Annotated in this window: 7 protein-coding genes; 5 read left to right on the top strand and 2 right to left on the bottom strand. The window is 72.4% G+C overall.

Annotated features, from left to right (window positions below; translation table 11 throughout):
• The first annotated feature begins 64 nt into the window (after positions 1 to 64).
• The 3 genes from ACIP4P_RS12320 to argF all read left to right on the top strand — a co-directional run bounded on the left by ACIP4P_RS12320 (position 65) and on the right by argF (position 5,492).
• Positions 65 to 1,735, top strand: coding sequence for a 3' terminal RNA ribose 2'-O-methyltransferase Hen1 (locus ACIP4P_RS12320; RefSeq protein ID WP_400917202.1), 1,671 nt, complete (start codon positions 65 to 67; stop codon positions 1,733 to 1,735).
• The gene (locus tag ACIP4P_RS12325; protein WP_400917204.1) at positions 1,732 to 4,323 is read left to right on the top strand and encodes a polynucleotide kinase-phosphatase; all 2,592 of its coding nucleotides are present in this window, start codon (positions 1,732 to 1,734) and stop codon (positions 4,321 to 4,323) included. The genes ACIP4P_RS12320 and ACIP4P_RS12325 overlap by 4 nt, the downstream gene beginning before the upstream one ends.
• Positions 4,324 to 4,490: 167 nt before the next feature.
• Complete coding sequence (gene argF / locus ACIP4P_RS12330) at positions 4,491 to 5,492, top strand: ornithine carbamoyltransferase (protein WP_400917206.1); 1,002 nt, start codon at positions 4,491 to 4,493, stop codon at positions 5,490 to 5,492.
• Positions 5,493 to 5,555: 63 nt separating this feature from the next.
• On the opposite strand, the gene ACIP4P_RS12335 is transcribed toward argF, so the two are convergent.
• A complete protein-coding gene (locus ACIP4P_RS12335) occupies positions 5,556 to 6,089 on the bottom strand; it encodes a superoxide dismutase family protein (protein ID WP_400917208.1) in 534 nt (177 codons plus the stop codon).
• Between the two features lie 285 nt (positions 6,090 to 6,374).
• Between ACIP4P_RS12335 and acnA the strand changes: the two genes are divergently transcribed.
• Both acnA and ACIP4P_RS12345 read left to right on the top strand, forming a co-directional pair.
• Positions 6,375 to 9,020 carry an aconitate hydratase AcnA gene (gene acnA / locus ACIP4P_RS12340; RefSeq protein ID WP_350510911.1) on the top strand — a complete coding sequence of 882 codons (2,646 nt, stop codon included), beginning with the start codon at positions 6,375 to 6,377 and terminating at the stop codon, positions 9,018 to 9,020.
• A gap of 166 nt (positions 9,021 to 9,186) precedes the next feature.
• Positions 9,187 to 10,500, top strand: a complete 1,314-nt coding sequence (locus ACIP4P_RS12345) for a glycoside hydrolase family 18 protein (RefSeq protein ID WP_400917210.1) — start codon at positions 9,187 to 9,189, stop codon at positions 10,498 to 10,500.
• A gap of 79 nt (positions 10,501 to 10,579) precedes the next feature.
• On the opposite strand, the gene pepN is transcribed toward ACIP4P_RS12345, so the two are convergent.
• Positions 10,580 to 13,144 carry an aminopeptidase N gene (pepN, locus tag ACIP4P_RS12350; RefSeq protein WP_350510913.1) on the bottom strand — a complete coding sequence of 855 codons (2,565 nt, stop codon included), beginning with the start codon at positions 13,142 to 13,144 and terminating at the stop codon, positions 10,580 to 10,582.
• Positions 13,145 to 13,295: the final 151 nt, after the last annotated feature.

The raw sequence follows: 13,295 nt of genomic DNA on the forward strand, positions 1-13,295 counted from the left end.
CAGCGGCCCGCGGGGCGGGAAAACCCGGTGCTCGGACGCCGTCCGCTGGGCAATACTCGGCCGGGTGTTCATGTCGATTTCCACTACCGGCAGCGCCGAGAGCCCGGCGACGGATCTCGGGTTCCTGCTGCACAAGCATCCCGGCAAGGTCCAGCGCTTCACGACGTCGCACGGTGAGGCCCACGTCTTCTACCCTCGGGCGGACGACGAGGTCTGCACGGCGGCGCTGCTGCTGGACATCGACCCGATCGACCTGGTCCGCAAGGGCCGGGGCAACGGCAGGGGACGCGGCGGCTCGCCCGACTTCGCGCTCTCCCAGTACGTCAACGACCGCCCGTACGCCGCGTCCTCGCTGCTCGCGGTGGCGCTGCGCACGGTGTTCCGCTCGGCGATGAAGGGCGACTGCCCGCTCCGCCCGGAACTGCCGGGGCAGGTCCGCCCGCTGCGGATCGAGCTGCCCGCGGTACCCGCGAACGGCGTAGCCGCGAGCGGCACGCCCGCCGACGGCGTACCCGGGAGCGGCGGCCCGGCGATGACGGCCCGGCTGTTCGAGCCGCTGGGCTGGCGGGTGGAGGCGACGGCGGTCCCGTTGGACGAGGCCTTCCCGGAGTGGGGCGAGTCCCGCTACGTGCGGCTCGTGCTGTCCTCCGACACGGTGCGGCTCGCCGACGCGCTCCAGCAGTTGTACGTGCTGCTGCCGGTGCTGGACGGCGCCAAGCACTACTGGGTGGCCCCGGACGAGGTGGACAAGCTGCTCGCCGCCGGTGAGGGCTGGCTGGCCGCCCACCCGGAGCGCGCCCTGATCACCCGGCGCTACCTGTCCCGGCGCTGGTCGCTGACCCGGGTCGCGATGGAGCGCCTGGAGCTGGCCCGGCTGGCCGAGGCGGACGACCGCGAGGTCGAGGAGGTCGACAACGCGGTCGACGACCGCCCGGACGACGACACCCCCGACACCCCCGACACCCCCGAAGCGCCCGAGACCCGCAGCGCCCCCGAAACGCCCGGCACCCCCGAGCAGATCGAGCAGCCCCGCCCGCCCTCCCTCGCCGAGCAGCGCCGCACCGCGATCCTCACCGCCCTGCGCGACACCGGCGCCGCCCGGGTCGCCGATCTCGGCTGCGGCCAGGGCGAGTTGATCGGTGAGCTGCTGAAGGACGCCCGGTTCACCGGCATCCTCGGCGTGGACGTGTCCGCCCGGGCGCTCCAGGTCGCGAAGCGCAAGCTGCGGCTGGAGCGCCTGCCCGAGCGGCAGGCGGCGCGGGTGACGCTGGCGCAGGGCGCGCTGACGTACACCGACGCCCGGCTGAAGGGCTACGACGCGGCGGTGCTGTGCGAGGTGATCGAGCACCTGGACCTGCCGCGGCTGCCCGCCCTGGAGTACGCGGTGTTCGGCGCGGCCCGTCCGCGGGCGGTCGTCGTCACCACGCCCAACGTCGAGTACAACGTCCGCTGGGAGAGTCTGCCGGCGGGCCGGGCGCGGCACGCCGACCACCGCTTCGAGTGGTCCCGGGCCGAGTTCGCCGCCTGGGCGGAGAAGGTCGCGGCGGCGTACGGCTACACGGTGGAGCTGCGCCCGGTCGGCCCGCGGGACCCGGAGGTCGGCCCGCCGACCCAGCTCGCCCTGTTCCGTGTCGAGGGCGACGACGACACCGACACCACCAACACCACCAACACCACCAACACCACCAACACCAACACCGACACCACCGTCACCGAAGGAGGCGACCCCCGATGACCGACGAAGAAACCGGCAGCACCGCCCCCCGCCGTCTCCCGGTCACCGACGTCTCCCTCGTCGTCCTGATCGGTACCAGCGGCGCCGGCAAGTCCACCTTCGCCCGCCGCCACTTCCTCCCCACCCAGGTGGTCTCCTCCGACTTCTGCCGCGGCCTGGTGGCCGACGACGAGAACGACCAGTCCGCCTCCGCCGAGGCCTTCGACGTCCTGCACTACATCGTCGGCAAGCGGCTGGCGGCCGGCCGCCTGACGGTCGTGGACGCCACCAACGTCCAGCCGGAGGCCCGCCGCCAGCTGGTCGCGATCGCCCGCGCGCACGACGTGCTGCCGATCGCGATCGTGCTGGACGTCCCGCCCGGGGTGTGCGCCGAGCGCAACCGCTCCCGCCCGGACCGCCGGCTGCCCGCGCACGTCGTCCCGCGCCAGCACCGCGAGCTGCGGCGTTCGCTGCGCGGTCTGGAGCGGGAGGGCTTCCGCAAGGTGCACGTCCTGCGCGGCGAGGCGGAGGTGGCGGCCGCCGGGATCGAGCTGGAGAAGCGGTACAACGACCTGCGCCACCTCACCGGCCCGTTCGACATCGTCGGCGACATCCACGGCTGCCGCTCCGAGCTGGAGACGCTGCTGACCCGGCTCGGCTACGTCCTCGCCCGGGATGCCGAGGGCCGCCCGGTGGACGCCGTCCACCCCGCGGGCCGCACCGCCGTGTTCGTCGGCGACCTGGTCGACCGCGGCCCGGACACCCCGGGCGTGCTGCGCCTGGTGATGGGCATGGTGGCGGCCGGCCACGCGCTCTGCGTGCCGGGCAACCACGAGAACAAGCTCGGCCGGGCGATGGACGGCAAGAAGGTCACCGTCTCGCACGGCCTGCGCGAGTCGCTGGACCAACTGGCCGGTGAGTCCGAGGAGTTCAAGGCCGAGGTGCGGGCCTTCATGCGCGGCCTGGTGAGCCACTACCTGCTGGACGGCGGCGCCCTGGTGGTCTGCCACGCCGGTCTGCCGGAGCGGTACCACGGCCGTGCCTCCGGCCGGGTGCGCTCGCACGCGCTGTACGGGGAGACCACCGGCGAGACCGACGAGTACGGCCTGCCGGTGCGCTACCCGTGGGCGGAGGAGTACCGCGGCCGGGCCCTGGTGGTCTACGGCCACACCCCGGTGCCGACCGCGAGCTTCCTCAACAACACCATCTGCCTGGACACCGGCTGCGTGTTCGGCGGCAGCCTGACCGCGCTGCGCTACCCGGAGCGCGAGCTGGTGGGCGTCGAGGCCGAGTGGGAGTGGTACGCCCCGGTGCGTCCGCTGCTCAGCGACGCGCCGGGCGCCCGGGAGGGCCGCCCGCTGGACCTCGCCGACGTGGCCGGGCGGCGGGTGGTGGAGACCGCCCTGCACGGCCGGGTCGCCGTCCGGGAGGAGAACGCCGCGGCGGCCCTGGAGGTGATGAGCCGCTTCGCGCTGGACCCGCGGCTGCTCGCCTACCTGCCGCCGACCATGGCGCCGAGCCCGACCTCCCGCCGGGAGGGCTACCTGGAACACCCGGAGGAGGCCTTCCTCGCCTACCGCGCGGACGGCGTCCGGCAGCTGGTGTGCGAGGAGAAGCACATGGGTTCGCGCGCGGTGCTGCTGGTCGCCCGGGACGGTGCCGCGCTGGAGCGGCGGTTCGGGGTGGCCGGGCCGGGCGCGATCTGGACCCGGACCGGCCGGGCCTTCCTGGACGACGAGGAGCTGACCGCGGCGGTCCTCGGCCGGGTCCGTTCGGCAGCCGAACGGGCGGGCCTGTTCGAGGAGTTGGGCACCGACTGGTTGCTGCTGGACGCCGAGCTGATGCCGTGGTCGCTGAAGGCGGCGGAGCTGTTGCGCCGCCAGTACGCCGCGGTCGGCGCGGCGGCCGGGGCCGCCCTGCCCGAGGTGCTGTCGGCGCTGGAGCAGGCGGCCGCGCGCGGGCTGGAGCTGGGGGAGCTGGCCTCCCGCCAGCGTCGCCGGGCGGCCGACGCCCGGGCCTTCACCGAGGCGTACCGGCGCTACTGCTGGCCGACCGAGGGCCTGTCGGGCATCCGGCTGGCGCCGTTCCAGCTGCTGGCCGCCGAGGGGGCGAACCTCGCGGTGCGCCCGCACGACGCGCACCTGGCGTGGATCGACCGTCTGGTGGCGGCCGACGATCCGACGGCCCCGGTGCTGCACCGCACCGGCCGGATGCTGGTGGACGTCGAGGACGAGGTCTCGGTGGCCGCCGCCACCGCCTGGTGGGAGGACCTGACGGCGGCGGGCGGCGAGGGCATGGTGGTCAAGCCGCTGGCCTCGGTGGTGCGGACGGTCCGCGGCGAGGGCCGGCCGGGCGGCCTGGTGCAGCCGGGGGTGAAGGTCCGCGGCCGGGAGTACCTGCGGATCGTCTACGGCCCGGACTACACCGAGCACCTGGAGCGGCTGCGGATGCGCTCGCTGGGCCACAAGCGCTCGCTGGCGCTGCGCGAGTACGCGCTGGGTCTGGAGGCGCTGGACCGGCTGGCGGCGGGGGAGCCGCTGTGGCGGGTGCACGAGCCGGTGTTCGCGGTGCTGGCGCTGGAGTCCGAGCCGGTCGACCCGCGGCTGTAGGAGGCGCGGCGGACGGCGGCGGAGACCGGCGGAGACTTGCGGAAGGCGGCGAAGGAGGGGAGTTCCGCCCGGGACTCCCCTCCCTTCGACCTCGCGCTGTATAGAAATTCCGCTAGTCGTATACACTTGCCGCTTTCCCGCAACTCCCGTCACCCCAGGAGCCCGGTATGGCCTTCAACCTCCGGAACAGGCACTTCCTCAAGGAGCTCGACTTCACGCCCCAGGAGTTCCGCTTCCTGGTGGACCTCGCCGCCGGACTCAAGGCGGCCAAGTATGCGGGCACCGAGCAGCCCCGGCTGCGCGGCAAGAACATCGCGCTGATCTTCGAGAAGACCTCCACCCGCACCCGCTGCGCCTTCGAGGTCGCCGCGCACGACCAGGGCGCCAGCACCACCTACCTGGACCCGTCCGGCTCGCAGATGGGCCACAAGGAGTCGGTGAAGGACACCGCCCGGGTGCTCGGCCGGATGTTCGACGGCATCGAGTACCGCGGCCACGGCCAGGAGATCGTCGAGGAGCTGGCCCAGTACGCCGGCGTCCCGGTCTGGAACGGCCTGACCGACGAGTGGCACCCCACCCAGATGCTGGCCGACGTGCTCACCGTCACCGAGCACACCGCCAAGCCGCTCACCGAGGTCGCCCTCGCCTACCTCGGCGACGCCCGCTCCAACATGGGCAACTCGCTGCTGGTCACCGGCGCCCTGCTCGGCATGGACATCCGGATCGTCGCCCCGCGCGCGCTCTGGCCGGCCGACGAGGTGCGCAAAGCGGCGCAGGTGCTGGCCGAGCGGACCGGCGCCCGGATCACCCTGACCGAGGACGTGGCCGAGGGCGTGGCCGCCGCCGACTTCCTCTACACCGACGTCTGGGTCTCGATGGGCGAGCCCAAGGAGGTGTGGGCCGAGCGGATCGAGCTGCTCAAGCCGTACCAGGTGTCGATGGACACCGTCCGGGCCACCGGCAACCCGAACGTGAAGTTCCTGCACTGCCTGCCGGCCTTCCATGACCTCGGCACGGTGGTCGGGCGGCAGATGCACGAGGCGACCGGCATGACCGAGCTGGAGTGCACCGACGAGCTGTTCGAGTCGGCGCACTCCATCGTGTTCGACCAGGCCGAGAACCGCCTGCACACCATCAAGGCGGTCCTGGTCGCCACCCTCGGCTCCTGAGCCGAACCGGCAGGCCCAGCCTGTCCGGCCAGTCCGACCGGCCCGGCCCCGGACCCCGGCCGGTCAGCGCGCCAGTTTGATGCAGGCCACCCGGTCGCCCGCCGCGTGCGGCGCGGCCGGGGTGCCCGCGTGCACCACCAGCGAGCGCGCCTCCCCGGGCCGCGGCTGCCAGTCCACCGCGGCCCGGGCGGTGCTGCCGCCGTCCGCGTCGGTGCGCAGCACCAGCCGCAGTTCGTTGCGGTCGTTGGCGTACGCCGGGTCGGTGGACGGCTGCACCGGGTCGACCACGTCCTGGTAGTGCGGCCCGGAGGCGGCCGGGTCGGCCCCGCAGTCGCCGGTGTGCAGGTGCACCGGGAACTCGTGGTCGGGGGCGAGCCCGGCCACCGTCAGGGTGAGCACCGTCCGCCCGGGCTCCGAGCGGTCGGTGACGACCCGGGCGTGCGAGCCGTACGGCACCAGGTCCTCGGCGTAGCTGATCGCGGCCGGCGGGACGAAGGCGGTCGCCGGGTCGAAGTGCGCCTCCAGGACGGAGACCGGCGAGGCGGCGGGGACGAGCAGGGCCAGCGGCAGCAGGGCGGTGGCGAGCGGAGCGGGCATCGGTTCGGGCCTTCCACGGTCAGGGCGACGGTCACCCTGCTCAACGCCCGCACCGGCCACCGGACACTGGTCGCCCGCCGGGGCATGCCTGCGGTGGTGATGGCGGCGGCATGCACTATGGTTTATCTCGACATCGAGATAACTGCCCCTTACGATATATCTCGACATCAAGATACTTGCCGAGAGGCGCTCACCGGCGATGCGGGTTAGGCAAGCCTAACTAAGGCTGACCTTACCACCGCGTGGCGGCCGGATACCGCACGAAGCACCCAGAAGGAGTCAGTCGTGTCCGCGAACAGCTTCGACGCCCGCAGCTCGCTGCAGGTGGGCGACGAGTCGTACGAGATCTTCAAGCTCTCCGCCGTCGAGGGTTCCGAGCGGCTGCCCTACAGCCTCAAGGTGCTGCTGGAGAACCTGCTCCGCACGGAGGACGGCGCGAACATCACCGCCGACCACATCCGCGCCCTCGGCGGCTGGGACGAGAACGCCCAGCCGAGCCAGGAGATCCAGTTCACGCCGGCCCGCGTGATCATGCAGGACTTCACCGGCGTGCCGTGCGTGGTCGACCTGGCCACCATGCGCGAGGCGGTCAAGGAGCTGGGCGGCGACCCGGCCAAGATCAACCCGCTGGCCCCGGCCGAGCTGGTCATCGACCACTCCGTCATCGCCGACAAGTTCGGCACCAAGGACGCGTTCACCCAGAACGTCGAGATCGAGTACGGCCGCAACAAGGAGCGCTACCAGTTCCTGCGCTGGGGCCAGACCGCCTTCGACGAGTTCAAGGTCGTCCCGCCGGGCACCGGCATCGTCCACCAGGTGAACATCGAGCACCTGGCCCGCACCGTCATGGTCCGCGGCGGCCAGGCGTACCCGGACACCTGCGTCGGCACCGACTCGCACACCACCATGGTCAACGGCCTGGGCGTGCTGGGCTGGGGCGTCGGCGGCATCGAGGCCGAGGCCGCCATGCTCGGCCAGCCGGTCTCCATGCTGATCCCGCGCGTCGTCGGCTTCAAGCTGACCGGCGAGCTGCCGGCCGGCACCACTGCCACCGACCTGGTGCTCACCATCACCGAGATGCTGCGCAAGCACGGTGTGGTCGGCAAGTTCGTCGAGTTCTACGGCGACGGCATCGGCTCCATCCCGCTGGCCAACCGCGCCACCATCGGCAACATGTCGCCGGAGTTCGGTTCGACCTGCGCGATCTTCCCGATCGACGCCGAGACCATCAACTACCTGCGCCTGACCGGCCGTGACGAGCAGCAGCTCGCCCTGGTCGAGGCCTACGCCAAGGAGCAGGGCCTCTGGCACAACCCGGCGCACGAGCCGGTCTACTCGGAGTACCTGGAGCTGGACGTCTCCACCGTCGTCCCGTCGATCTCCGGCCCGAAGCGCCCGCAGGACCGCGTGATCCTGGCCGAGGCCGCCGAGCGGTTCGCCGAGGCGCTGCCGACCTACTCCGCCGAGGCCTCGAAGCCGACCGCCGTCACCGCCCCCGACGGCTCGACCTACGAGATCGACAACGGCGCGGTCGTGATCGCCTCGATCACCTCCTGCACCAACACCTCCAACCCCTCCGTCATGCTGGGCGCCGCCCTGCTGGCGAAGAAGGCCGTGGAGAAGGGCCTGCACGTCAAGCCCTGGGTCAAGACCACCCTGGCGCCCGGCTCCAAGGTCGTCATGGACTACTACGAGAAGGCCGGCCTGCTCCCGTACATGGAGAAGCTGGGCTTCAACCTGGTCGGCTACGGCTGCGTCACCTGCATCGGCAACTCGGGCCCGCTGCCCGAGGAGGTCTCGGCCGCCGTCAACGAGGCCGACCTCGCGGTCGTCTCGGTGCTCTCCGGCAACCGCAACTTCGAGGGCCGGATCAACCCCGACGTCAAGATGAACTACCTGGCCTCCCCGCCGCTGGTGGTCGCCTACGCCCTCGCGGGCAACATGAACATCGACATCACCCGGGACGCCCTGGGCCAGGACGCCGACGGCAACGACGTCTTCCTCGCCGACATCTGGCCGACCGAGCAGGAGGTCGCCGACACCGTCGCCGGCTCCATCGACGAGGCCATGTTCGACAAGGGCTACCAGGACGTCTTCGCCGGTGACCACCGCTGGCAGTCGCTCCCGGTCCCGACCGGCAACACCTTCGAGTGGGACACCGAGTCCACCTACGTCCGCAAGCCCCCGTACTTCGAGGGCATGGCCAAGACCCCGAGCCCGGTGACCGACATCGCCGGCGCCCGCGTCCTGGCCAAGCTGGGCGACTCGGTCACCACCGACCACATCTCCCCGGCCGGCAACATCAAGCCGGGCACCCCGGCGGCGCAGTACCTGACCGCCAACGGCGTCGAGAAGCGTGACTTCAACTCCTACGGCTCGCGCCGTGGCAACCACGAGGTCATGATCCGCGGCACCTTCGCCAACATCCGTCTGCGCAACCAGATCGCGCCGGGCACCGAGGGCGGCTACACCCGCGACTTCACCCAGGCCGACGCCCCGGTGTCGTTCATCTACGACGCCTCGCAGAACTACCAGGCCGCCGGCGTCCCGCTGGTCGTCCTGGCGGGCAAGGAGTACGGCTCCGGCTCGTCCCGCGACTGGGCCGCCAAGGGCACCGCGCTGCTCGGCGTCAAGGCCGTCATCGCCGAGTCCTACGAGCGCATCCACCGCTCGAACCTGATCGGCATGGGCGTCCTGCCGCTGCAGTTCCCGGAGGGCGAGAACGCCGAGTCCCTCGGCCTGACCGGCGAGGAGACCTTCTCCTTCACCGGCGTGACCGAGCTCAACGAGGGCCGCACCCCGAAGACCGTCAAGGTCAAGGCGGGTGACAAGGAGTTCGACGCGGTCGTCCGCATCGACACCCCCGGTGAGGCGGACTACTACCGCAACGGCGGCATCCTGCAGTACGTGCTGCGCTCGCTGATCGGCTGAGCTCCGAGCTAGCGCCCGAGGGGGCCGGACCGCACCGCGCGGTCCGGCCCCTTCTGCATGCTGCGCCGTTCCGCCCCGCCCCCTTGTGCGGGCGGCCGTCGATGGACTAAACCTCTGTGCAATCTGGTCCAGACCATTTGACGATGCCTCAGAGAACGGCTCCGGTATGCCCACTCGCGCCTCAGCCCTGCTCGCCGCCGCCACCGCCGCAGCCCTGATAGCGGCCCCCGCCACCGCCTCCGCCGCCGACGGCCACCACGGGCACGGCCCGAAGCTGAAGGGCCAGCGGGTCGGCTACTTCACCCAGTGGGGCGCCGACAGCTCCGCCAAGCGGGTCCAGGACTCCGGTCAGGCCGCCAAGCTCACCGTCGTCAACTACGCCTTCGGCAACGTCTCCGCCGACGGCACCTGCTTCGAGGGCAACGACGCCGGGCAGGGCGACGCCCGCGACGACTACCAGCGCCCCTTCTCCGCCGCCGAGTCCGTCGACGGCGTCGCCGACACCCCGGACCAGCGGCTCAAGGGCCACTTCAACCAGCTGCGCAAGCTCAAGGCGAAGAACCCCCAGCTGCGCACGGTCATCTCGCTGGGCGGCTGGAGCTGGTCCAAGTACTTCTCGGACGCCGCCGCCACCGACGCCTCCCGGAAGAAGTTCGTCTCCTCCTGCATCGACCTCTACCTCAAGGGCAACCTGCCGGTCCTGGCCGGCTCCCCGGAGGGCGGCCCGGGCGCGGCCGCCGGGGTCTTCGACGGCATCGACATCGACTGGGAGTACCCGGGCGGCGGCGGTGACGCCGGCAACGTGGTCCGCCCCGAGGACGGGCGCAACTACACCCTGCTGATGCGGGAGTTCCGCACCCAGCTCGACGCGCTCGGCGGCCGCAAGGGCGGGCGCCCCCTGCTCACCGCCGCCGTCGCCGCCAACGAGACCGTCGCCGACCGGCTCGAACTGCCCGAACTGAGCCGCTCGGTGGACTGGTTGAACCTGATGACCTACGACCTGCACGGCCCCTGGGAGGGCAAGGGCCCCACCAACCACCAGGCCAACCTCTACGCCGACCCGGCCGACCCGGACGCCCGCGGCCGCAGCGCGGACGGCGCCGTCACCCACTACCAGGAGCGCGGCCTGCCCGCCGAGCAGCTCGTCCTCGGCGCCCCGCTGTACGGCCACGGCTGGACCGGCGTCGCCCCCGGCCCGCGCGGCGGCCTGTACCAGGGGGCCGGGGCGACCGCCCCCGACCACTCCTACCAGGAGCTCAACGCGCTGCCCGGCAAGGTGTACCTGGACCGCGACCACGGCGCGTCCTGGAAGTACGACGGCTCCACCTTCTACAGCTACGACACCGCCGAGGTGCTCACCGAGAAGGCCCGTTACGCGCGCTGGAACGACCTGGCCGGGGTGATGGTCTGGTCGCTGGACGGCGACGACGCCCGGGGCAGCGCGATCGCCGCCCTGGACCGCGGTCTGCGCCGGGACTGACCCCCGGCAACGACGGAGGGGCCCGCCGACACGCGGTCGGCGGGCCCCTCCGGCTCTACGGCTTTACGGCTCCACGGCCTCAGGCCCGGTCGCAGGCCTGCGCGCGCAGCGCGCGGGCCAGGTCGTCGCGGCGCTCCAGCACCAGGCGGCGCAGCGCCGGCGCGGCCTGCGGGTGGCCGTCCAGCCAGGCGTCCGCCTCGGCCAGGGTCTGCGCGTCGGTCTGGGCGATCGGGAAGAAGCCGCCGACGATCCGCATCGCGATCTCGATGGTCCGCTCGGCCCAGACCTTCTCCAGCAGCTTGAAGTACGGCGCCGCGTAGAGGGCGGTCAGGTCGCGCTGGGCGGGGACGGCGAAGCCCGCGCTGTTGGCCTCGACCAGGGCGCTCGGCAGCTCGTCCGAGTCGACCACGGCGGACCAGGCGGCGGCCTTGGCCTCCGCGGTGGGCCGGGCGGCCAGGCACTGGGTGTACTGGCGCTTGCCGCCCGCGGTGTTGTCGGCGGCCAGTTCCCCGGCCAGCTCCTCGTCGCCGGCCTGTCCGGCGGCGGCCAGCGCCAGCCACAGCGACCAGCGCAGTTCCTGGTCGACCTCCAGGCCGTCGATCCGGGCGCTGCCCGCGAGCAGGCCGCGGACCAGGCCGAGGTGCTCGGCGCCGCCCGCGGTCTGGGCCAGGAAGCGGGCCCAGGCGAGCTGGTGGTCGCTGCCGGGGACGGCGTCGCGCAGCTCGCGCAGGGCGCCGTCGGCGAGCTGCCGGGCGCCCTCGGCGCGCCACTCGGGGGCGGCGTACAGGTCGACGGCGGTCTTGGCCTGGGCGTGCAGCGACTGCAGCACGCCGATGTTGCCCTCCTGGCCGGCGAAGCGCAGCACCAGGGCGACGTAGTCGCGGGCCGGCATCAGGCCGTCCCGGGTGAGGTTCCAGACCGCGGACCAGGCGAGCGCCCGGGCCAGTTCGTCGCGGATGTCGCCGAGGCCGGTGCGCAGGGTCTCCAACGAGCCGTCGTCGAAGCGGATCTTGCAGTAGGTGAGGTCCTCGTCGTTGAGCAGCACCAGGGCCGGGCGGGGGCGGCCGGCGGCCTCGGCGACGACGGTGCGGGCGCCGGTGACGTCCAGCTCGATCCGCTCGGTGCGCACCAGGGCGCCGTCCGGGTCCCGGTCGTAGAGGCCGACCGCGATCCGGTGCGGGCGCAGCACGTCGCCGTCCTGGAGGACGGCCAGTTCGGTGATCCGGCCCTCGGCGTCGGTGGTGACCTGCGGGGTGAGCGCGTCGACGCCGGCGGTCTGCAGCCAGGCGGCGGCCCAGCTCTTCAGGTCGCGGCCGCTGGTCTCCTCCAGAACACCGAGCAGGTCGCCCAGTTCGGTGTTGCCGTAGGCGTGCCGCTGGAAGTAGCGGCGGGCGCCCTCGAAGAAGGCCTCCGAACCGACGTACGCGACCAGCTGCTTGAGGACGGAGGCGCCCTTGGCGTAGGTGATGCCGTCGAAGTTGAGCTTGGCGTCCTCCAGGTCGCGGATGTCGGCGGTGATCGGGTGGGTGGTGGGGAACTGGTCCTGCCGGTAGGCCCAGGCCTTGCGCTGGTTGGCGAAGGTGACCCAGGCGGAGGAGTAGCGGGTGCGGGCGCCGATCAGGGCGTAGGAGCCCATGAAGTCGGCGAAGGACTCCTTCAGCCACAGGTCGTCCCACCAGCGCGGGGTGACCAGGTCGCCGAACCACATGTGCGCCATCTCGTGCAGCACGACGTTCGCGCGGGACTCGTAGGCGGCGTCGGTGACCTTCGAGCGGAAGACGAACTCCTCCTTGAAGGTCACGCAGCCGGGGTTCTCCATCGCGCCGATGTTGTACTCGGGGACGAAGGACTGGTCGTACTTGCCGAAGGGGTACGGGAAGTCGAACTCCTCGTGGAAGAAGTCCAGTCCGAGCTTGGTGACGCCGAGGATCTCCTCCGCGTCGAAGTGCGGGGCGAGCGAGCGGCGGCACAGCGCGGCGAGCGGGATGTCCAGGGTGCTGCCGTCGGCGAGCTCGCGGCTGTAGTGGTCGGTGACCACGTGGTACGGGCCGGCCACCACCGCGGTGAGGTAGGTGGAGATCGGCTTGGTCGGCGCGAACTCCCAGGTGCGGGCGTCGCCTTCGACGGTGGTGCTCTCGTGGGCGGCGTTGGAGCGCACGTCCCAGACGGCCGGGGCGGTCACCGTGAAGGTGAACGGGGCCTTCAGGTCGGGCTGTTCGAAGTTCGCGAACACCCGGCGGGCGTCGGCCGGCTCGTAGTGGGTGTAGAGGTAGGTCTCGCCGTCGGCCGGGTCGACGAAGCGGTGCATGCCCTCGCCGGTGCGGCTGTAGGCGCAGTCCGCCTCGACGGTGAGGACGTTCTCGGCGGCCAGGCCGTCGACGTGCACCCGGGCGCCGTCGTAGGCGGTGGCCGGGTCGAGGGCGCGGCCGTTGAGGGTGATCGAGCGGACGGCCGGGGCCAGCAGGTCGAGGAAGGTGGCGGCGCCGGGCTCGGAGCAGCGGAAGGCGATGGTGGTGGTGGAGCGGAAGGTGGCGGCCGACGGGTCGGGGGCCGAGGTGAGGTCCAGCCGGATCCGGTAGCCGTCGACGGCCAGGATGCCGGCTCGCTGCTGCGCTTCCTCGCGGCTGAGGTTCTTGCCCGGCACGGCGGTACTCCTTTGTCCGGCTCGCACGGTGGTGCTTGCGTGGGTGGTGCGGGTCCGTGCGCGGTGTGCATCGCGCACGCGGGGGCATCCTTTCACGCCCGCCCCGATCGGTACCATTGCACAGCCCGTGGGCGGGGGCCGGAATCAGCGG

It is taken from the genome of Kitasatospora sp. NPDC089509, assembly GCF_044749365.1.
In the GTDB taxonomy this organism is placed as follows: domain Bacteria; phylum Actinomycetota; class Actinomycetes; order Streptomycetales; family Streptomycetaceae; genus Kitasatospora.